The sequence below is a fragment of the Streptomyces sp. NBC_00986 genome (assembly GCF_045162565.1).
Classification (GTDB): Bacteria; Actinomycetota; Actinomycetes; order Streptomycetales; family Streptomycetaceae; genus Streptomyces.
The window spans coordinates 10,572,112-10,592,994 of record NZ_CP108733.1; the positions used below are offsets into that span (position 1 = coordinate 10,572,112).

Below are 20,883 nucleotides of genomic sequence, written 5' to 3' on the forward strand. Positions count from 1 at the left end.
GAGTGACAGTTCGGGGCGGCACGCGCGGGGATGCGCAGTACGGTCTGCTCACCAGCATCGCCGGCGAGGCGGGAGTGTCGCTCAGCACCGTGTCGAAGGTCGTGCACCGGCGTGCCGACGTCGGAGCGGCGACGCGAGCCCGGGTCGAGGACCTGCTGACACGCCACGGGTATGTCCGCCCGGGAGAACCCGATCCCGCGGCGTCGCGTCAGATCATCGCGGTGTTCCGTGACCTGTCGGGGCCGTACACACTGGAAGTCGTCCGCGGGATCGTGGACGCGGCGGACGAACTGGGCCTGGACGTGGTGACCGGGACGACCGGTCACCGTTCGATCTCCCAGTGGCTCGAGGAGTGCGTGGCACTCGACGCGGCGGGCCTGATCATCGTGATCTCCATGCTGGCCGAGGAAGACCAGCGCCGGATCGTCGAGCGACGGCTTCCCGTGGTGCTGATCGACCCGCTGAGCGCACCGACCCACGACATTCCGAGCATCGGGGTGACGAACTGGAGCGGGGCCAGGGAAGCGGTGCAACACCTGCTGGGCCTCGGGCACACCAGGATCGGCATGGTCGCGGGCCGTTCGCACTCGCTGGCCGGGGCGGCGCGGCTGCACGGCTACCGGGCCGCTCTGGAGGAGGCGGGGATCGCGTACGACCCGGCGATCGTGCGCTCGACCGACTTCGACTTCGAAGAAGGGCTGCTCGCCAGCCTGCAGATCCTGCGCTCCGCGAGTCCACCCACCGCCGTCTTCGCGGCAAGTGACGCGCAGGCGCTCGGCGTCCTGGAAGCGGCCCGTCAGCACGGGTTCAGCGTTCCGGAGGACCTGGCGGTCATGTCCTTCGACGACACCCTCGTGGCGGCCATGGCCTGTCCGCCACTGAGCGCGGTGCGCCAGCCGTTCGAGGAACTGGGCGCCGAGGCCACCAGGGTGCTCGTGCAACTCGCGGAGGGCCGACCGCCCGCGTCGTCCCGGATCGAGTTGGCGACGGAGCTCGTGCTGCGCACCTCGACGTCGGTGCGCAGGCGAGTCGACACACAGTGAGCGATTGCCGGGCGCACACCACACACCGGTTCGGTTGCCCCGAGGGCTGGCGTCCCGGGTCTGCCCGCCCCTGAGGCCTCAGGCGAGCGGGACGGTCACCGTGGTGGGGACGTGCGGCAGCAGGTGTACGGTCTGCCGCTGGTCCGAGCTGTCACGGCACACGAGGACGATGTCCCGCTCGACTGGCGAGGTGAGCACCACCTTCGTGAGGCCCTCGGACACATCCCACGTCAGCTCGTCGACGCCGACCCCGGCGTGCGTGGCGAGGCCGCGCAGGCTGCCGGACCGCCACTCCGGGGGCCGGGCCGGCAGGAGTTCCACGACCCCGGGCCGGGAGTCGAGCAGCATCTCCACGACCACGGCCGGCAGACAGTGGGCGGCGTCCGCGTTGTAGATCTCCAGATCGGGGTTGTGCGAGGTCATCAGCGACCGGAAGACCATGTTGTGGCCCACGATCTTGAGGACGTTCTCCTTCGCCGTCCCGCTGTCCTTCAGGCGTGCGGCGACCAGGGCGCGGTGCAGGCTGCCGTGCGCGGAGAGGTTCTCGTCACCCCGTCGCACCAGGGCTTCGCGAGCCGCGGCGGCCAGGTCGGGGGTGTCGTCCGGGGTGATGTCGTGCAGCGGCCACACCGGGTAGAGGTGGCTGATGTGACGGTGCGCGTCGGCGGTCTCCAGTCCCGGCCACGCCCACTCGGCGAGCGCCCCCTGCCCGTCGACGCGGTAGGGCGGCAGCCGCTCCGCCAGCGCGCGCCAGCGGCCGATCGCGGACTGCTCGATGCCGAGGCGGGTGCAGACGTCGGCGGCGGTGGCGAGGGCGTGCCGGGCCGCGGCCAGGTCCATGGTGGCGTTCACCCCGGACATGCCCCGCCCGTCGCGAGGGCCGACCTCGGGGGAGTAGGAGGGGACCAGGACGACGTGTCCGTCTTCGTCCTCGCGGGTGAGGAAGTCCTCGAAGAAGGCGGCGGCCTCGACGAGCCAGGGGGCGAGGGTGCGGGCGAGGAAGTCGTCGTCGCCGGTCGCCTGCCAGTACTCGTACAGCGGGAACAGCAGCCAGTCCGCGCCCGCCAGCCACATGGTCCACGGCCAGTCGTCGTCCAGGTGGAAGAGCAGCCCGTGTTCGCCGTCCGTCCGGCTGGGGGCCAGGATCCCGCGGGTGCCGTAGATCGTGCGGGCGTTGGTGCGCCAGTCGTCGATCTGACTGTCGATCAAAGCGGCGTACGGCGCGATGAGTTCGGGCATGCCGGTGAGGACCGCCCCGGCCATCTGGAGGTTGATGTTGGCGTCGGTGGTGTAGTCGCCGGACCAGGCGGCGCCCCATTCGCCGAGCCACAGGCCGGTCAGCCGGGGCGGCAGGACCCCGCTGGAGCTGAGCAGCAGGTAGCGGCCGGAGTGGAACAGCGCCTCGATCAGCGCGCCGTCCAGCGTCTTGGTGTCGGCGCGGGCGATCAGCTCGCCCACGGGGAGGCCGCGGTCGCTGTCGGGCACACCCAGGTCGAGTTCGGCGCGGCCGTAGAGTTCGCCGTGGACGGGCGCGTGCCGGGCGAGCAACTCGTCGTATTCGGCGGGCAGTTCGGCCAGGCCCGCGCGGAGCGCGTCGATGCGGGGGAGGGGCGCCGACCGGTCCATCCGGGTCAGCAGAACGACACGCGTCGCTCCTTCGACACGGACCGTGTCCCCTTCCGCTGTGACCCGGCCGCCCGTGACCACGGCCCGGGTCACGCCGGTGAATCCCGCCGCGCCGGGACCGGGCGGATACTCGCCCACGACGGCGAGCGACACCTCGCCGTCCCCGGTGACCTCAGCGGACGTCGTGAAGGTCACCTCGGCGGGGCGGCCGGCCAGCTCGCCGGACAGCCGTATGGCCAGGTCGAGCCGCGGACCGTTGATCTCGACGACCGCGACGGCGTCGGTGCGGGACACGAACGCGCGCCGTACCCACTCCCGTTCCCCGTCGGACCAGGTGACGCTCACCTCGCCGGTGGTGAAGTCGGTGACTCGGCGGTAGTGCTCGACAGGGCCGTCCCCGGCTGTCGTGTCCACATGCAGCATGTGCCCCGGATGGAAGGACTGTGTCCAGGCCATCCCCCTGCCGTCGGAGAACTCGCGCTGTGCCTGCTCCCGTTCCCCGGCGAGGGCCAGGTCGCGGACCCGTTCGAGACGGTCGGCGACGGCCGGCGGCCGCATCCCGAGGGACTCGTTGGGCAGCACGTAACGGTGGTGGTTGTGGACGATCCGCTCCCGGTGGGGGTGCCCGAACACCATGATTCCGTACTCGCCGTTGCCCGAGAGGAAAGCGTCCTCCCAGCGGTCGGCGGGTTGTGTGTCGTGGACGCTGTGCACCGGCATTCCCGGCCTCCCGGAAGTAACGTGCCTGAGCGGCTCGAACAGGCTGCGGGGGAGCCTACAAGAGGCGGCCGATCGGGTCGCGAAAGACTTTCGAAGCCCTTGAGTCCCCGTGTTTCCGCAGGTGTGCGCGGCTTTCGGTGCTCTTTCCCGGCCTGCCGTGATCGAACCGGCGTGTACGTTCACTCAACATCCGCTCAGATCAGGCCAACGGACGGGGTACGGGAGGTCCACACCGCAGTGACGGGCCCAACCAGCTCCCGCCGGAACGCCCAGTACGGGCTTCTCGCCTCGATAGCCGACGAGGTCGGCGTCTCGCCGGCGACCGTCTCCAAGGTTGTCCACAGGCGGCGTGACGTGTCCCAGGCGACACGCGCCCGCATCGAGGCGCTGCTGGCCGAACGTGGGTTTGTCCGCACGTGGGAGGTCGAAGCTCGTCGGCGACGCCAGATCCTTGCGGTGTTCCGCGACCTGGCGGGACCGTACACCCTGGAAGTGGTCCGCGGCATCGTGGAGTCGGCGGCCGAGATCGGTGTCCACACGACCGTCGGCACGACCAGTCGGCGCTCCATCGCACAGTGGTTGGCGGAGTCTCAGAAACTGGACGCACTCGGGGTCGTCATCGTCATCTCCACTCTCGTCGAGCGGGACGAGCGCCGGATCCTGGAGCAGCGGATTCCGGTGGTGCTCGTCGATCCCCTGAACGCGCCGTCCGCGGACATCCCCAGTGTCGGGGTGGCGAACTGGCACGGCGCGACGACCGCTGTCCAGCACCTGATCGACCTCGGACACCGCCGCATCGGCATGCTGGCCGGCCGGTCGCACTCCTTGGCCGGGTCCGCGCGCCTGCACGGCTACCGGGCCGCCCTGACGGAGGCCGGCATCCCTTACGACGCCACGCTCGTGCGCTCTACGGACTTCGACTACGGCGAGGCACTGCGCGCCGCCCGCAGTGTGCTGGAGCGGGACGAGAGGCCGACGGCTCTCTTCGCCGCCAGTGACGTCCAGGCACTCGGCGCAATGGAAGCCGCCCGGCAACTGGGCATCGCCGTACCGCGCGGGCTGTCGGTGATGTCGTTCGACGACACCCTCGTGGCCGCCATGGCCTCGCCGCCGCTGAGTGCGGTGAGGCAGCCGTTCAGGGAACTGGGCCAGGAAGCCACGCGTGTCCTGCTGAACCTCGCCGACGGCAGGCCTCCCGCGACGACGCGCAGGGAACTCGCGACCGAACTCGTCGTGCGCATGTCCACGGCGCCGCCCGAAACCGGGAAATAGGGACGAACCCGAGCCGGTTCCGCAAGCCCTCGGGCAGCGAAAGTCTTTCGGAAGTGATTTCGCTCCGATATTGCCGCGGCCGAATAGCGCCGCTTAACGTGACCGACGCCAGCTCAACCGCAGGAGCAACGGAACCGCAACACTTGCGCAACAGCGCCTGACGGTCATGGCCATCGACCCAGATCCCTCAGCGCGGGCAGGCCCGGGACGGCCTGCCGGGTGCAGTGCACCCGCGAAGGGGATCCTGCCGACTCGAAAGGTGTTCAACGATGAACAGTGTGTCCCGGAGATGGTTCCTCACCGCTACGGCGGCGACCACGCTGAGCGTCACCGTGGCCGGATGTGGTTCGTCGGGCAGCTCCACGTCCTCGCCCACGGGCAACGTCGACTTCTGGACGCTGCAGGACCCGACCAACTCGGTCCAGAAGTCGGCGGTGGACACCTTCAACTCCGCCGGCAAGGGCAAGGTCAGCATGACCGTCATCGCCACGGACGGGTACAAGGACAAGCTGCGGACCGCGATGGGCTCGGCCAAGATGCCCGGGGTGTTCTTCAGCTGGGGCGGCGGCAGCCTCAACGACTACGTCACGGCCGGGAAGCTGGTCACGCTGGACACGGCCCTGGAGTCGCACTTCCTGCCGTCGGCCCTGGCCGCGGGCAAGGTCGGCGGCAAGCTGGTCGCCATCCCCTGCCGGGGCACCCAGCCGGTGTTCCTCTTCTACAACAAGAAGCTCTTCGCCGACGCGGGCGTTCAGCCGCCGACGACCTACGCCGAGCTGCAGAACCTGGTCAAGGTCTTCAAAGGCAAGGGGATCACCCCCTTCGCGCTCGCCGGCAACGCCAGTTCCTCGTGGACCGAGCTGATGTGGGTCGAGTACCTCGTCGACCGCCTCGCGGGGCCGAAGCTGTTCGACAAGATCCAGGGCGGCGACTGGTCGCAGTGGAAGGACCCCGCCGTCCTCAAGACCGCGCAGATGATCAAGGAGCTGGTGGACAGCGGCGCGTTCGGCAAGAAGTTCGGATCGGTCAACTACGGCGCAGGCGGCACCTCCACGCTGCTCAACAAGGGCAAGGCGGCGATGGTGCTGATGGGCTCGTGGGAGTACGCGACCCAGCTGGCCGAGGCCCCCGACTTCGCGAAGAACGGCCTGGGATACGTGGCCTTCCCCTCTGTGGAGGGGGGCAAGGGCGATGCCGCCAACGTGGTCGGCAACCCCACGAACTACCTCTCGGTGACCACTTCCGCCGCCAAGCAGACCGCGACGGACTTCCTGCAGACCACCTACAGCGACAGCTATGTGCAGGGGCTGGTCGAGAAGGGTGAGGTGCCGGTCACCTCCAACGCCGCGCAGTACCTCACCAAGGCGGCCGACCCGGCGTACGCCAAGTTCCAGTACGACCTGGTGCAGAAGGCACCCTCCTTCACCCAGTCATGGGACCAGGCGCTCGGCCTCACCCTCGGCACGCCGCTGCTGACCGAGATCCAGAAGCTGTTCAACGGGCAGAGTTCGCCGGAGCAGTTCGTCAGCGCGGTTCTGGCGATCAAGAAGTAGGAAGGCGCGTCCACGTGGTCTCCGCAACGACTTCGCGTCCCGTGCACCAGCAACGGGTTCGTGACCGGGCCGCTCCGCCCACCCTGGAGCGCCCCGGCGTGGCCTGGGCGGTTCCCGGGCTGCTGTTCTTCCTCGTCTTCGCCGTCGCGCCGATGGTGGGCGTGCTCTACCTCTCCTTCACGCACTGGGACGGCCTGAACCCACCGCAGTTCACCGGCATGGAGAACTGGTCGCGGTTCTTCGGCGACAGTCAGGTCTGGCAGTCCACCGTGGTCACAGGGGCCCTGCTGATCGGCAACATCGTGGTGCAGGCGCCGGTCAGCATCCTGCTGGGCGTCTGGGCGGCCGGTCCCCAGCGCAACCGGGCGGTCCTGTCGGCGCTGTTCTTCCTGCCGCTGCTGCTGTCCACGGCGGCAACGGCCGTCATGTGGCGCCAGCTGCTGGACCCGAACTTCGGTCTGCCGTCCAAGTTCGAATGGCTCTTCGGTTCCGATCCGATGGGCACCCAGCAGGGCGCGATCGCCTGCCTGGTCCTCGTGACCACCTGGCAGTTCGTCCCCTTCCACAGCCTGCTCTACCAGGGCGCCGCCCGGGCCATCCCGCACACGCTCTATCAGGCTGCCTCGATCGACGGCGCGGGACGGGTCCGGCAGTTCGTCCACATCACCCTGCCGCAGCTGCGCAACACGATGATCACCTCGACCATCTTCATGGTCGTCGGCGGGCTCACGGCCTTCGACATCGTCCTGCTGCTGACCAACGGCGGACCCGGCACGGACACCTCGACCCTGCCGTTCTCCATGTACCAGACGGCCTTCCGGACCTACGACTACGGCTATGCGAGCGCCATCGCCAGCTTCCTGCTGCTGCTCGCCACCGCCGCCTCCGTCCTCCTCACGAAGCTCAGTGGGTACGACAAGATGACGAGCACGATGGAGGGGCTGTGAGGACGCGCCCGAACTACCTCGCCGGCGCTGCCACCCTGGTCTGGCTGTTGATCATCGGCGTCCCGCTGTACGCGCTGGTGAACACGGCGGTACAGCCGCAGACGACGTACACCGACAAGGGCCCCGTCTCGATCCCCGACACCGTGACCCTGGACAACTTCCGCACGGTCCTGGACAGCGGCTTCCTGCAGTACATCTGGAACACCGTCGTCGTCGCGGTGGCCACGGTCGCCATCGTGCTGGCGCTCGCGGTCCCGATCAGCTACGCCGTGGTGCGCGGGCGGGGCTGGCTGACCAAGGGCGTGTTCCGCCTGTTCCTGCTGGGCCTGGCGATCCCCTCGCAGGCGGTGATCATCCCGCTCTTCCTGATCATCAACAACCTCGGCTTCTACGACACCCTGTGGGGCATCATCCTGCCCACCGCCGCGTTCGCGCTGCCGGTGAGCGTGCTGGTCCTCAGCGGGGGGATGCGGGACATCTCCAACGAGCTGTACGAGGCCATGGCACTGGACGGCGCGAGCCCCGCACGGACCCTGCTGACGCTGGTCGTCCCGATGTCGAAGTCGGCCATCGCGACCACGTGCGTCTTCACGGCCCTGCAGGCGTGGAACGGCTTCCTGTTCCCGCTGATCATGACCCAGTCGAACGACAACAAGGTGGTGACGCTGGGCCTGTACAACTTCGTCTCCGAGTACGGGTCGAACGTGCCGGCCCTGCTGGCCGCGGTGCTGATGTCCGCGGTCCCCATCCTCGTCGTCTACCTCTTCGCACGCCGCGCCCTCGTCGCGGGTCTGATGGGAGCCGGCGGCAAGTAACGGTGCCGAGTCCCGCCGGATTCGCCGAAGCGGGACGCCACCTTGTTCGGGGCCCGGACGCCGAAAGGCGCCGACTCCCCCCGTGCGACGCAGTCCGGCGTGTCTGCCTCCCCATGACCGCCGGACCGGCGCCCGGGCCCACTCTCTTCCCGGTCGGCGGTACCTCCTCGGCCCCTTGGACCTTTCGCGCGCTCTCGCGCACCCCCCCCGCAACAGAACGGATGAGACCTTGACGATCAGCGACGAGCGCCCGACGACCGGGCTGTGGAACGATCCCGCCCTGCCGGCGTCCGTTCGCGCGCGGGCCCTCCTCGACACCATGACCAGGGCCGAGAAGGTGGCACAACTCGGCAGCACCTGGCCCGGCCACGACGAGTCCGGCGATGTGGCCCCGATGCAGGACACCTTCCGCGGCGCCGAGAGCTTCGACGAAGCGATCGTCGACGGTATCGGGCATCTGACCCGGGTGTTCGGTACGGCGCCGGTCGACCCGGAGGCGGGCCGCAAGCGCCTCGCGGAGTTCCAGGAGCGGGTGACGGCGGCGAACCGCTTCGGTATCCCGGCCATCGCGCACGAGGAGTGCCTCACCGGGTTCACCGCCTGGCAGGCCACGGTCTATCCCACACCGCTCGCCTGGGCGGCCACCTTCAACCCCGCCCTCGTCCACCGTATGGCGGCGGCCACCGGCTCGGACATGGCGGCTGTCGGCGTCCATCAGGGACTGTCACCCGTCGTGGACGTCGTACGCGACTACCGCTGGGGCCGAGTGGAGGAGACCCTCGGCGAGGACCCCTACCTCGTTTCGGAACTCGGCCTGTCCTACGTGCAGGGGCTGCAGTCGGCCGGCGTCGTCGCCACGCTGAAGCACTTCGCCGGCTACTCCGCGTCGAGGGCCGCCCGCAACCACGCCCCCGCCGCCGTCGGTCCCCGCGAACTCGCCGACCTGATCCTCGTGCCGTTCGAGAAGGCCGTGGTGAAGGGCCGGGTCGGCTCGGTCATGAACGCCTACAACGACATAGACGGCGTGCCCTGTGGTGCCAGCGAGGAACTCCTGACCCGGCTGCTGCGGGAGAGCTGGGGATTCGAGGGCACGGTGGTGTCCGACTACTGGGCGATCGCGTTCCTCGCCTCCCTGCATCACGTGGCGGCCGACATCCCGGGCGCGGCACGCGCCGCGCTCCGGGCCGGGATCGACGTCGAACTGCCCCACACCACCGCATACGGGCAGCCACTCCTGGACGACGGCCTGCCGGCGGAGCTCGTTGACCGCGCCGTACTGCGGGTCCTGACCCAGAAGGCCGAACTCGGCCTGCTCGATCCCGACTGGAAGCCCGGGCAGTACACCGCTCCCGCGGACTTCGACTCGGCCCGAAACCGCTCCGTCGCCCGCGAGTTGGCCGAGGAGTCCGTGGTCCTGCTCGACAACTCCTCGGACCTCCTGCCGCTCGCCGGCACGCGCTCCGTAGCCGTCATCGGTCCCACGGCCGACGACGTCCGGTGCCTGTTCGGCTGCTACTCGTTCCCCAACCACGTACTGCCCCACCACCCCGACACCCCCCTGGGCGTCGAGGCGCCCACGGTGCTCGACGCCTTCCGGCGCGAGTTCCCCGACGCCGAGATCCGCCACGAGACCGGTTGCCAGGTCATCGGGGACGACCGCAGTGGCATCGCCGCCGCGGTGGCTGCCGCCGCCGCGGCCGACGTGACGGTCCTCGTCGTCGGTGACCGCTCCGGGATGTTCGGACACGGTTCCTCCGGCGAGGGCTGCGACGTCAGCGTGTTGACACTCCCCGGTGTCCAGGACGAACTGGTGGAGGCCGTCCTCGACGCGGCGAACCAAGCCGTCCTCGTCGTCCTCTCGGGCCGTCCGTACGCCATCGGCCGGCACGCCCGGCGGGCTGGCGCCACCGTCCAGGCGTTCTTCCCCGGTGAGGAAGGGGCGGCCGCGATCGCCGGTGTCCTCTCGGGCCGGATCAACCCCTCCGGGCGCCTTCCGGTCCAGATCCCGGGCGACGAGGCGGGCCAGCCGGGCACCTACCTGGCGCCTCCCCTCGCCCTCAAGAGCGACGGCGTGAGCAACATCGACCCCACACCCGCGTTCCCGTTCGGGCACGGCCTGTCGTACACGACCTTCGAGATCGAGAGCGCGTCCGTCGACCAAGCCGTCGTGTCCGTCGACGCGACGATCACGTTGCGGGCCAGGGTCTCCAACACCGGTGAGCGCGCGGGCACTTGTGTCCCCCAGCTCTACCTCACCGACCCGGTCGCCTCGGTCACCCGTCCGGTCCGCCAGCTCATCGCGTTCACCCGCGTCGACCTCGCCGCCGGTGAGACCCGTGTCGTCGAGTTCGAGGTCCACACGGACATGGCCGCCTTCACCGGGAGAGACCTTCGCCGACGCGTCGAACCCGGTGACCTCACGCTCACCGTCGCCCGGTCGGCGGGCGACCGCGGCGTTCCCGTCCAGGTGACCCTGCAAGGAGATGAGCGCATCGTCGATCGCACCCGCACCATGACCACCCCCGTCAGGGTGGTCCCGGCCTGACCTCAGGTACTCCGCCGGCCAGGAGGCTCCCCGTGTCAGGTGCGGGGAGCCTCCTTTGCATGCCATCTTCAGCGGCTCACAACGGGCTGCGGGGATGTATGTGAGGCGATCTGGCGTGATCCGCGAAGGGGTGCGTCATTGGTATTGCGGCTGACCGCACACTGGCGTCCGGCGCGGGACTACGAGACCAGCCTCGCTGACTCGGAGACCGTGATCCGCCGGGAAATGATCGGCATCCCGCTTGGCGACTCACCCGCAAAGGACCGGCTGTCCGCCCAGGCCCCAGACGTCTCACGCAGAGCTCTGCTGGACGCCGGACTGAGCTTCAGTGATCCGCTACCGCTACCGCTATCGAGGGCTGGCCGCTCAACTACCCTGCCCCTCATCGCGCGCCTCGGCCAGGCCATCGGCGTATTCGTTGATGCGTTGAGGGAAACGGAGTCCGGCTCCTCTCCCCGTTGATCGGTACGCCAAGTGAAGCGGCGCACAGGAACACTCGAGAGTACGTCGATCTCGCTCAGATCCCTGACGGCGCAGCCGACCAACGTACGCCCGAAACGCCAGGCGGTGGTCCACCGGGCGCTCCAATCCGATGGCATGGCCAGGTGAGCGACGGCATCAGCGGAGATGGCGTGCATTCGGGCGAGGTCGTGCAACGTCGATGTGTCCGACCAGGGGACAGCAGCGCTCGATGCGCCGACTGGCGCGTGATGGAGCAGCAGGGGCTGGGGAGCCACGACTCCGCCTTACACGCAAAGAGTGCGGTGGGAATTTCCAAGATCATCTTAAAGGATTTTGGATCTCTGCAATGCCTCTCATCATGCCGGGATGCTCACGGTGCGGCCCAATGATCCGGAGGCGGTCCGCGAAGGAGCCAGGGGCGACGGCGTGGCTGGGGAGGTGCCGTTTCAGGCAGTTGGTGGAGGTGAAGACGTCTCTCGCGGTGCAGGGGCAGGGAGGCTTGTGAAGCTGTACCAATGTGCCGAGAGACCTCGGTAGACAGCCCAACCCGGTACTGAGGCTGGTTGGCAAAGGTGCAGGTCGGTGATGTGCTCCGGAGACACCTAGCGCCTGTGGTCACACTTTCTGTGACGAGGATTCTTGGTTGGCACAAAAGAGGGATGGTTGGCACCAAGATCGCGGTCGCTTCCCAGAGGTCGAGCCGAGCCAAGGTAGTTGGAACCTGGCCATGATTCCTGGAACCAGCTGATGCGTACCCCCCGGGGGGCGTTGCTCCGTTTGCATCGCTCTCCAGCGTGCTGTCCACCTGGGCCCTGCTGCTCGGGGTCCCCGCTGGTGAGAACTGCCGGACGCGGTCCTCGGGGAAGCCGGTTTCGGTCAGTGGCCGTGGGGGTCGTGGAAGGGGTTGATGACCTCGCAGGTGACGTCCGTCCAACGCTCCAGGTCCTGGCAGATTGCCTGGTCGCCTGCCTGCTCGAACGCCTTGACCAGGTCTCGGAGCAGGTACATCCAAGGGCGTGAGTTGGCCACGTGCCACGCCGTGGCGTCCTCGGCGACGGCCAGTGAGGACGCGTACAGGAGGTGCGCTTCCATCCCGAGTGTGGCGACCAGTTGTGGATGCTGCGCCAGTGGTGCCACGATGCGGGCCAGCTGCCCGGCCGAGGCGGCCCACTGCGAGCGCGGGCAGCGCTGGGTGGTGGTGAACCTGGTCCGTGCGTTGTCCGGGCCGCCGAGCAGCATGATCTCGTCCGGCACCTGCCCGACGCCCAGCAGGTTGCGCGCCCGGTGCAGTGCCGTGCCCATGGTTGTCGACCCGATCCCGATCCCGAGCCAGTTCTGCTCGGCCCGGCCGGCGACGTCGGCGTCCAGGCCGCGCGCGAAGTCGCGGTAGCGCTGCGAGAGTTCCCGCTGCCCGAGTGCTTCGGTGAGCTGGCCATAGCACGCCGCCGCCCGAACGATCGAGTTGCGGTACATGGACGGCATCTCGCCCATCTCGCGGATCAACTGCGGAAACTCCGACCGCTCGACCTCGGCCCAGGTATCGACCGCGATCCGCCCGGCCGACGCGGCTATCTCGGCCCGCCCCTGCTCGGCGTGACCGCGCATGGCGATCGTGGCGGCGCAGCGCAGCATATCGATGTAGTAGGCGCGATCTCCCCCCTCGAGCGTGTTGACCTTCAAGCCGTTCGAGGTGATCAGCCGCACCACGGCGTCCGCCGAACTCAGGATCAGATCCGGGTCGCCGTACTGGTTCAGCACCAGGGCGTTGGTGTACAGCAGCCGGCTGAGGCCCAGCTCGAACTCGAACACATCGCCGTCCGGTCCCGCCAGCACCGCTGCCCGGACCACCTCGTCCATTTCGAGGATCGAGTCGGTCACCCGGCCCAGTTCCTGGAACGTTCTGGCCCGACGCACCTGGACATCCGTGATCCGCTGCACCATGTCCCGCCTGCCGGTGTCGAGCACATCGCCGTAGGCCTCCTCGGCCGCATCGAGCGCGGTCAGTGCGTCGTCGGGACGGTCCACCGCGCGCAGGCTCGAACCCAGCCCGTACTGCAGCGAGCCCAGCATCACCAGGTCGTCGGGGGTGGCCCCGCCCTGCGTGGCGATGACGGCATGGACGAGTTCGACGGCCCGTTCCTGCAGCGGCACAGCCTCAGCCGTGCGGCCCTGCTGGAACATGCTGAGCGCCTGCTCCTCCAGCAGTGCCACCTGCGACCTGCGTGCGTCGTTGGAGTTCTGGTCCCGTGACGTGCGTCCCCATCGCATGGTCAGGATGCTTCCACACCGTCCGGCAAGGGACAATTGGCCGATACGAGCGGAGTGCGTGCGGGTCAGGGGTGCGATGCCGGCCGCTGGCCTTGCCGCATCCCAGGGTCCGACGCAGGCCTTCCATCAGGTCGATGACGCTGAGGGGCCGGGACATCCGCGGGCCCGTACTGGCACAGCACCGCGGGGGAGTCACTAGTGGCCAAGTCGTCTCCCAGGGCGCTCATGCGTTGGGCGCTGCGCGGCAGCGAACCAGCCGTGGACCGCCGGGAGTGTGCGGTGGCTCCGACTCCGGAGGGGGCAGGACTGTGACGAGGATTCTTAGTTGGCGCAAAAGAGGGCTGGTTGGCGCCGGCCGTAACCTGCAGTCATCGCGATCCTGAGCCGAAGCATGTTGGTTGTCACCAAGGCAGTCTTGTTGTCACAAGACGGCTCGGCGGACAGCGTCGATCTTTGGGCCGGGCGCCAGGGGCGATGATGTCGGTGTGGACAACGGCGTGGAGATGAGCGGCTGGATGCGGTGGTTCGCCGCTGAGGACGGTGGGCGGAGGAAGCCGCATCCGGGCGGTCGTTATGCGCCGACGGCATTTGCTTCGTCCGGGACGGTCGATGATCTTTGGAGTATCGCGTTCGATGATGTCCCTGCTGGGCCTGGGGTCGGGCTTGGCGAGGGTGCGGTGCATGCTCGGTGGTTGAACGGTGTCGGGGTGCCCTTCGCGTGGGGACCGGGCACTCGCCTGATCATTACGGAGGGGCCGCGCCCGGTCGCGGAGGTGGAGATCCTTGCGACCGCACCCGGAGCGGAGCGGCCCTGGACGTTCCGGGTCGCGGAGTCCTTCGGGATCACCGGTCGCGGGGTAGGGGTCGTTGGTGACTTCACTGGGGCGATTGATCGGAGCGGTCTGCCTGCAGAACTCCAATCACGTGATGAGTTGTTGGTTGTGTCGGAGGTGTCGGTGGAGTTCGCCCGTATCGCGGGTGGGGAGCGCATCGCTCTGCTGCTGCGTGGTGTGGAGAAGGACCAGGTCCCGCCGGGGTCGATGCTCCGGGGCTGTGTGCTCTGACTGACCGGCTTCCTGATCCCGGTGAGGGACGCCGTTCGGTCCGCTCAGCGGGTTCTGTGGGATTCGTCGATCCTCGTGGCGAGCCGTCGTCTTCCTTGCCGACCTTGTGGGTCGGGGTCAGCGGGTGCGGATGTCGAGGTGGCCGTACTGCTCACCGCGGACCCGGTCCGGGGCGGACATCTCGTCGAGGACAGCGACGTCGTCGGCGCTGAGTGGCACTGACGACGCAGCGGCGTTCTCCCGTACGTGGACGGCGCGCTTGGCACCCGGAATCGGGGCGACGGTGTGCGACCGGCCGAGCAGCCAGGCCAGTGCGACCTGGCCCGCCGTGTGCCCGCGTCGGTGACTGAACTCCCTGAGTTCGTCGACGAGCCGGAGGTTGTGGCTGTAGTTGTCGCCGGTGAACTTCGGCAGGGTGGTACGGAAATCGTCGGCACCGAAGTCGGTGTCGGCGCCCAGACGGCCGGTCAGCGCTGCCCGGCCGAGCGGGCAGTAGGGCACGAGAGTGATGCCCAACTGCCGGCAGGCAGGCAGTACCTCGCCCTCCAACTCGCGTGCCCACAGCGAGTATTCGCTTTGCAGGGTCGAGATCGGAGCGGTGGCCGCGGCCCGGTGCAGGGTGTCCGCGCCGACGGCGCTCAGTCCGATCGCCCGGACCTTGCCGGCCTCGATCAACCCGGCCATCGTGCCGACGGTCTCCTCGATCGGCACTTCGGGGTCCGGCCGGTGCTGGTAGCAGAGATCGATGTGATCCGTCCTCAGCCTCCGCAGGCTCGCCTCACACGCCTCACACGCCTCACACGCCTCACACGCCTGCACGACGTACTCCGGGCGCCCGTCGAGTTCGACGCCCCCGGCGGGCGCGGGACGGGGTGCCGAACTTGGTCGCGATCACCACCTCGTCGCGGCGACCGCCGACGGCCCGGCCGATCAGCACCTCGTTGTGCCCGAACCCGGCCTGGGCCTGTCCGGTGACCGCGCCCGCGGCGCCGTAGATGTCGGAGGTGTCGAAGAAGTCGACGTCGGCGTCGATGGCGGCGTGCATGGTCGCGACCGACTCGTCCGGATCGGCGGTGCCGTAGTGCTGCGACATTGCCATGCACCCGAGGCCGATCGGGAAGATGCCGATGTCGGAGTGGCCCAGGGTGAGGCGTGCCCGTGTTCGAGCCGGAGCCGGAGCCTGCTGCGGGGCGGCTTTCGTTCCCGTCAGGAGATTCCTTCCGCGCTGTCTGCGAGAGCGGTGCCCGACGCGGGGGCCGTGCCGACCGCGGCGGACATCAGGACGGCACCGTGATCGTCTTGTGCTCGACGTACTCGGCCAGGCCGACGGCTCCGTACTCCCGCCCGGTGCCGCTCGTCTTGTAGCCTCCGAACGGGCCGTCGAAGCCGATGGGTGCGCCGTTGACGGTGAAGGTGCCGGTCCGGATCCGGCGGGCGATCTCCAGGCCGTGCTCCACGTCGGCCGTCCACACGCCGCCGCTGAGGCCGTACTCGGAGTCGTTGGCGATGCGCACGGCGTCGTCCTCGTCCTCGAAGGGGATCACCACCAGGACGGGACCGAAGATCTCCTCTCGCGCGATCCGCATGTCGTTGTCGACGTCGGCGAACAGGGTCGGCTTGATGTAGTTGCCCTGCTCAAGGCCGGCCGGCGACTCGGCCCCTCCGGTGACCAGCCGCGCGCCCTCCTCGATGCCGAGCCGGATGTAGGACCGCACGCGCTCCTGCTGTTCGGGCCTGACCAGCGGACCGATGAAGGTGTCCTCCTCGGACGGATCGCCGACCTTCAGCCCGTCGAGCAGGTCCTTGAGGGCCGTGACGACCTCTTCGTACCGGCTGCGTGGCGCCAGGACGCGGGTCTGCGCAATGCACGCCTCGCCGTTGTTCGCGAGCGAGGAGAACCGCAACGCGGGCACAGTCGCGTTCAGATCCGCGTCGGGCAGGATGATCGCTGCGGACTTTCCGCCCAACTCCAGGCTGACCCGCTTGAGTTGGCGGCCCGCGACGGCCGCGATGGAGCGGCCGGCGCCGGTCGAACCGGTGAAGGCCACCTTGTCGATGCCGGGATGCGCGACCAGATACTCGCTGGTCTCCTTGCCGGCCGGCAGGATGCTGACCACGCCCTCGGGCAGCCCCAGTTCGTCGAAGAGGTCCGCCAGCAGCATCATGCTCAGGGAGTTCTCCGGCGAGGCCTTCAGGACCACGGTGTTGCCCGCGAGCAGTGCCGGGATCATCTTCGCCAGCGCCGCCGAGAACGGCGAGTTCCACGGGATGACGGCGGCCACGACTCCGATGGCCTCGCGCCGTACGACACTGCGGAACGTGGCGTCGGGGACGGACGAGTCGAGCGTTTCCTCCCAGCCGAACTCGCGGGCGGCCTTGAGGTAACCGAGCGCCTGCCGCGTCAGTCCGCCCTGGCCCGCCCTGTTGAACCACATCGGATTGCCGCGCTCGCTGGTGATGAGCCTCGCGATCTCCTCGGCACGCGCCTCGCGCAGCTTGTTGAAGCGCACGATGAGGTCCTGGCGCTGTTCCGGGGTCGTCAGGCGCCAGGGTCCCTCGTCGAAGGCCTTCCGTGCCGCCGCGACCGCGCGGTCGACGTCGGCCGGCACGGCCTGGACCGACCGGCCGACGAGCGACTGGTCGTGGGGGGAACGAATGTCCAGCGGGGTGGGGTCGCTCGGGTCGGTCCAGAGACCGCCTGTGTAGAGCTTGTCGCGCACGATCATGGTGCCGTCCTCTTTCTCTGTTCCGTCGTGTGTGCGGGGCGGGTGCCGCCGGTCATGGGCTGGTAGGGGCGGACCATGCGGGCAACCTCCGTGCCGGTGAAGTCGGGCAGCCCGGCACGGTCGGTGGACAGGCTCAGGTCGCGCCAGGTGGCGTCCTCGGCCGCTCGTGCCGCCGCGATCCGCGGTGCCAGCCACACCGCGTCCGAGCCGAGCAGCAGGCGGGCCGGCGGGTTGGGCTCGGCGGTCAGGCGCAGGACGGCTTCGGCGATCTTCGCCGGGTCACCGCGCTGCACATCCGGGTTGCGCTGGTAGGTGCGGGCGAAGCGCCCGACGGTCGGCTCGTACTCCTCCTGCCGGCCCTCGGTCGGCAGCGGCCTGTCCGCCCTCGCCGTCCGGATTCCCCCCGGCTCCAGCACGGTCGCGTGAATCCCGATGGGAGCGAGCTCGCGGGCGAGGATCTCGAAGAACCCGCCGACCGCCCAGGCCGCTGTCTGGTAGGCGGCCAGCCCGGGCTGTGCCCGCCGTCCCCCGATCGTGGAGATCTGGATGAAGTGCCCGGATCGGCGCGGACGAAGAACCGGCAAGGCGGCGCGGACCAGGTGGATGCTGCCGTAGAGGTTGGTCTCGATCGTGTGGCGCCACTCTCCCTCGCCCATGTCCTCGACCGATCCGACACCGCGGTAACCGGCGCTGTTGATCACCACGTCGAGCCTGCCGAAGACGGTGACGGCTTGCTGCACTGCCCGGTCGACGGTGAGGCGGTCGGTCAGGTCCACCTCTGTGGTGACCAGGCTTCCCGTGGAACTGCCGGTGAGTGCGGGTGCCTTGAGCTCGGAGAGTCCGCCGGCATCGATGTCGGCGGCCACGACGTCATGCCCGGCCGCCAGGGCGGTGCCGACCAGGTGCCGTCCGAGACCTCCGGCGGCACCAGCGATGAACCATGTCTCCCTCACCCCATAAACGCTACATTGATGTGCCACTTACTGCAACAGGTGCAATGTTGGGGTGTCGGTACAGGGGTGGGCGACTGGCCGCCGCCATGAGAGCCGACGCAGCCCGCAACCTGGACGCAGTCCTGCGCGCGGGGGCACGGCTGCTCGCGCAGGACCCGGCAACGACCATGGCCGCGATCGCCGCTGAGGCGGGCGTCGACCGGCGCACGGTCTATCGCCGGTTCGCGAACAGGGAAGCGCTTCTGTCCGCCGTCTACGCGGCGAAGCTCGACGTCTCCGAGGCGGTCCTGGACGCGGCACGCCTGACGGAGGCTCCGGTCACGATCGCACTGCACGGATACGTCGAGTCGGTCATCCCGGTCGGTCGGCGCCGGCCGTTGGACATCCGGCGGATGACGAAGGGGGACCCCGAGGCCGACGACCGGGCCGAGGCGCAGCGTGAGCGGCTGGAGGCGTTTCCCCGGCGAACGGCTGACGAGAGGCTGATCCGGCAGGGCCTGCCCCCGGGGTGGGCGAAGGCACTGCTGGGCAGCATGATCGACAACATGGCCCACGTCCCGGCACGCGCTTCCGCACACCGCCGTGAGTTCGTGGATGGCCGGCCGTCTGAGGTTGAGCGCGGTGTTTCCTGTTTCTTCGCGGGGTGCCACGGTTGCTCGTGGTCCGACCCTCGCTTCAGAGGCTGTCACCGCCAGTCCGGCGGCCGTCTTCACGGTGATTGCCGCGTTGTGGTCTCCGTCGCGGACCGCTCCGCAGCCGCTACAGGTTCACTCCCGGACATCGAGTGGATTCGGCCCGCTGTTCAAGGCCGCATACTCATTGCCCTGGCGACCGTCGTGATCACAGTCCTTGCCGTGGCGGTGACTTCGGCCCTGACGATTTCGGATCACCGCGGCGTAGTCGGCTTCGTACGGAACGGGTGGTGTCAGTTCTCGTTGCTCGGGATGGTGCGGGTACGAGGCGGGGTTCCGGGCTGCGCGTCCTTGCGGTGTTCAGTAAGGGCGGCCTGTGCGAGGTGGCGGGTGGCGATGCGGGCCAGGGTCTGTAGGGCTGCTTGCGCCTCCAGATGGTCGAGGCTGTCGACACCCTCGACCAAGAGGGGGCTGTCGCTCGTCAGGCGGGTCCAGCCGGTTTCGTCGCATCCCACCTGGAGCGTGATGACTCCGCCTGTCGGCAGAGTGAGACTGACGATCGCTCCGTCGGCCACCGCGTGCCGACCGGTGTGCAGGACGGCTTGTCGGTAGCTGTCGGAGATCGCCGTGAGTTCGGCTGGATCGGCGAGGGCGGCCAAGGCCCGTCGGCTGTGGTGCGCGAGCTTTTCACCCTCGTCCGCCAGGCCGGGCAGCGTCTCTCGGGGTGTCCAGCCAGGTCCTTGGTGCGACGGTGGTTCCAGCACGTCGGCCACGGTCTCCAGGGCGCGCGACGCGGCGAGTGTCGCGCGCACAAGCGGATCGTCCGGGGCGTGGGCGAACGCGGGCAAGGCGACCGCGTCGGCGATCCTGGCGACGGTGCGTACCGAGTCACCTCGCAGGGGAGTGCCGCGGCCCTGCTGGGGGCCTGCGGACGCTTGATCGCGGGAGCTGACATCGATGGCCCGGGCGGCCAGATCGGCGTAGACGGTGTCGCGGCTGACACGGGCGAGGCGGGCCAGCTCGGCGACGTTGCGGGTGCCGGTGCGCCAGGCGGCGGCCACAGCGTCGGCCCGGTCCTCGCTGAGTCGTTCTCGACGCTCGGCCCAGGTGATGAGCTCGCCCAGTGCGGCGATGCGTGCTGCTTCGTTCGGTTCGGTCATGCCGGCGATCGTATGTCGAGTCGGTCGACATGTCGAGTGAGTCGACATCGAGCTCCGTGCTGTGTCCAAGGAGCACGCGGACGACTACCTGGCCGTGCGCCGCCGCAACCGGCGGCCGCGTGGTGCTCCGGTGCCTGCTCCGCCTCGTCGCGCAGCGGCAATTCGCCCTGGTGACCGGAGCGACCGGCAACATCGGAGGGTCATCGCGGAGGAGTTCGCCGCGGAGGGGGTGCGCGTCGTCGTCTCGGGTCGCAGCGCCGGACGGGGCAAGGAGGTCGTCGAGGACATCCGCGCCCGGGATTGCCCTGCCGACTTGGACAGGCCGATCCGGACGTGCCGATCGGTATCGGGTGCCACGCCCTGCAGTAGGCCGTTGTCCGGCCGCGGGTGTGAGGCATCGCGGATCGGCGCACGGCACCCCCTGTGACCTGTGGTGTACAAGAGTGCCAACAAGCCTTCTGGAACTGGCAGGAAGGATGCGGAGGCCAGGGGTCTATCGCGTGAGCGTGCCGCGCGTCACTGCTGAGGGGCGTCGATGAGGACGTACACGCTCTTCACGACGCCGTCCCGGACGGTGATGACATCCCGGCCGGTGGCCACGGGTGCCCCGCCGGCCGGTCCCAGGGTCCAGGTGTACGTCGACAGGTCCTGAGTGGTCTGAATGGGGCTGTCCAGATCGAGCCGGGTCCCGGGCACGGCGGCCTGCAGTGCGTCGATGGCCTTCTCCGCCCCTTCGGGGCCGTGATACACCGCGTCCGCCTCGGCGACGAGCACGTCGTCGGCGTACGTGGAGGCGATCGAACGGCTCCGCTCCTCACCTGCAGGCGAGTTCCAGATGGTCAGGTGCGCGGCGACGATGTGAGCGATGGACTCGGTCATGGACATCCCTCGATCAGAACCACCCGTTATGGGACGGTTGCGACTTTAGTGGCCGATCGATCGCCTCCGCCACCAGGGGCGATGTTCGGTGCTGGTTCCACCATGATGAGCAAGTCGCCGCGGGTTGCGAGAAGTGTGACCGCGGACCTGGTGGGTAAAGGGCGCCCCCTATCCCGGCGCGCGTGGCGCAACGGTGGCGCGTGGCGCACCAGTCGTAC

The 20,883-nt window shown here is 69.1% G+C and carries 15 protein-coding genes and 1 pseudogene; 8 read left to right on the forward strand and 8 right to left on the reverse strand.

Annotated features, from left to right (window positions below):
• Positions 1-2 precede the first annotated feature (2 nt).
• On the forward strand, positions 3-1,043 hold the full coding sequence (locus OG504_RS47670) for a LacI family DNA-binding transcriptional regulator (RefSeq protein ID WP_405995413.1): 1,041 nt from the start codon (positions 3-5) through the stop codon (positions 1,041-1,043).
• Between the two features lie 78 nt (positions 1,044-1,121).
• On the opposite strand, the gene OG504_RS47675 is transcribed toward OG504_RS47670, so the two are convergent.
• The gene (locus tag OG504_RS47675; protein ID WP_405995414.1) at positions 1,122-3,389 is read right to left on the reverse strand and encodes a glycosyl hydrolase family 95 catalytic domain-containing protein; all 2,268 of its coding nucleotides are present in this window, start codon (positions 3,387-3,389) and stop codon (positions 1,122-1,124) included.
• 237 nt (positions 3,390-3,626) lie between these two features.
• Here OG504_RS47675 and OG504_RS47680 point away from each other — a divergent pair, with 237 nt between their 5' ends.
• The 5 genes from OG504_RS47680 to OG504_RS47700 all read left to right on the forward strand — a co-directional run bounded on the left by OG504_RS47680 (position 3,627) and on the right by OG504_RS47700 (position 10,521).
• Positions 3,627-4,661, forward strand: coding sequence for a LacI family DNA-binding transcriptional regulator (locus OG504_RS47680; RefSeq protein WP_405995415.1), 1,035 nt, complete (start codon positions 3,627-3,629; stop codon positions 4,659-4,661).
• A gap of 269 nt (positions 4,662-4,930) precedes the next feature.
• Positions 4,931-6,214: an ABC transporter substrate-binding protein gene (locus tag OG504_RS47685; protein ID WP_405995416.1), complete on the forward strand. Its 1,284-nt coding sequence runs from the start codon at positions 4,931-4,933 to the stop codon at positions 6,212-6,214.
• A 14-nt stretch (positions 6,215-6,228) separates the two neighbouring features.
• Positions 6,229-7,161 (forward strand): carbohydrate ABC transporter permease, encoded by a 933-nt coding sequence (locus OG504_RS47690; protein WP_405995417.1) that lies wholly within the window; start codon positions 6,229-6,231, stop codon positions 7,159-7,161.
• Positions 7,158-7,976 (forward strand): carbohydrate ABC transporter permease, encoded by an 819-nt coding sequence (locus OG504_RS47695; RefSeq protein ID WP_405855423.1) that lies wholly within the window; start codon positions 7,158-7,160, stop codon positions 7,974-7,976. Before OG504_RS47690 ends, OG504_RS47695 begins: the two co-directional genes overlap by 4 nt.
• A gap of 229 nt (positions 7,977-8,205) precedes the next feature.
• Positions 8,206-10,521, forward strand: a complete 2,316-nt coding sequence (locus tag OG504_RS47700; protein ID WP_405995418.1) for a beta-glucosidase — start codon at positions 8,206-8,208, stop codon at positions 10,519-10,521.
• A gap of 1,338 nt (positions 10,522-11,859) precedes the next feature.
• On the opposite strand, the gene OG504_RS47705 is transcribed toward OG504_RS47700, so the two are convergent.
• Positions 11,860-13,251 (reverse strand): hypothetical protein, encoded by a 1,392-nt coding sequence (locus tag OG504_RS47705; RefSeq protein ID WP_405995419.1) that lies wholly within the window; start codon positions 13,249-13,251, stop codon positions 11,860-11,862.
• Between the two features lie 485 nt (positions 13,252-13,736).
• Here OG504_RS47705 and OG504_RS47710 point away from each other — a divergent pair, with 485 nt between their 5' ends.
• On the forward strand, positions 13,737-14,315 hold the full coding sequence (locus OG504_RS47710) for a hypothetical protein (RefSeq protein ID WP_405995420.1): 579 nt from the start codon (positions 13,737-13,739) through the stop codon (positions 14,313-14,315).
• Between the two features lie 117 nt (positions 14,316-14,432).
• Here OG504_RS47710 and OG504_RS47715 read toward each other — a convergent pair whose 3' ends face one another.
• The 4 genes from OG504_RS47715 to OG504_RS47730 all read right to left on the reverse strand — a co-directional run bounded on the left by OG504_RS47715 (position 14,433) and on the right by OG504_RS47730 (position 17,994).
• Positions 14,433-15,134 (reverse strand): aldo/keto reductase, encoded by a 702-nt coding sequence (locus OG504_RS47715; RefSeq protein ID WP_405995421.1) that lies wholly within the window; start codon positions 15,132-15,134, stop codon positions 14,433-14,435.
• The gene (locus OG504_RS47720) at positions 15,121-15,414 is read right to left on the reverse strand and encodes an aldo/keto reductase (RefSeq protein WP_405995422.1); all 294 of its coding nucleotides are present in this window, start codon (positions 15,412-15,414) and stop codon (positions 15,121-15,123) included. Before OG504_RS47720 ends, OG504_RS47715 begins: the two co-directional genes overlap by 14 nt.
• 178 nt (positions 15,415-15,592) lie before the next feature.
• Positions 15,593-17,041, reverse strand: a complete 1,449-nt coding sequence (locus OG504_RS47725) for an aldehyde dehydrogenase (protein WP_405995423.1) — start codon at positions 17,039-17,041, stop codon at positions 15,593-15,595.
• The gene (locus tag OG504_RS47730) at positions 17,038-17,994 is read right to left on the reverse strand and encodes an SDR family NAD(P)-dependent oxidoreductase (RefSeq protein ID WP_405995424.1); all 957 of its coding nucleotides are present in this window, start codon (positions 17,992-17,994) and stop codon (positions 17,038-17,040) included. Before OG504_RS47730 ends, OG504_RS47725 begins: the two co-directional genes overlap by 4 nt.
• An 86-nt stretch (positions 17,995-18,080) precedes the next feature.
• Here OG504_RS47730 and OG504_RS47735 point away from each other — a divergent pair.
• Positions 18,081-18,236, forward strand: a pseudogene (locus OG504_RS47735) (helix-turn-helix domain-containing protein); the annotation flags it as partial.
• A 683-nt stretch (positions 18,237-18,919) separates the two neighbouring features.
• Here the strand turns inward: OG504_RS47735 and OG504_RS47740 are convergent.
• Complete coding sequence (locus tag OG504_RS47740; protein ID WP_405996651.1) at positions 18,920-19,786, reverse strand: hypothetical protein; 867 nt, start codon at positions 19,784-19,786, stop codon at positions 18,920-18,922.
• A gap of 516 nt (positions 19,787-20,302) precedes the next feature.
• On the reverse strand, positions 20,303-20,665 hold the full coding sequence (locus OG504_RS47745) for a hypothetical protein (protein ID WP_405995425.1): 363 nt from the start codon (positions 20,663-20,665) through the stop codon (positions 20,303-20,305).
• Between the last annotated feature and the right edge of the window lie 218 nt (positions 20,666-20,883).

Excerpts from the sequence above, each read along its gene's own strand:
- OG504_RS47675 (WP_405995414.1), bottom strand. The coding sequence starts at position 3,389 with ATGCCGGTGCACAGCGTCCACGACACACAACCCGCCGACCGCTGGGAG.
- OG504_RS47685 (WP_405995416.1), top strand. The coding sequence starts at position 4,931 with ATGAACAGTGTGTCCCGGAGATGGTTCCTCACCGCTACGGCGGCGACC.
- OG504_RS47705 (WP_405995419.1), bottom strand. The coding sequence starts at position 13,251 with ATGCGATGGGGACGCACGTCACGGGACCAGAACTCCAACGACGCACGC.
- OG504_RS47720 (WP_405995422.1), bottom strand. The coding sequence starts at position 15,414 with ATGGCAATGTCGCAGCACTACGGCACCGCCGATCCGGACGAGTCGGTC.
- OG504_RS47725 (WP_405995423.1), bottom strand. The coding sequence starts at position 17,041 with ATGATCGTGCGCGACAAGCTCTACACAGGCGGTCTCTGGACCGACCCG.
- OG504_RS47740 (WP_405996651.1), bottom strand. The coding sequence starts at position 19,786 with ATGACCGAACCGAACGAAGCAGCACGCATCGCCGCACTGGGCGAGCTC.
- OG504_RS47745 (WP_405995425.1), bottom strand. The coding sequence starts at position 20,665 with ATGACCGAGTCCATCGCTCACATCGTCGCCGCGCACCTGACCATCTGG.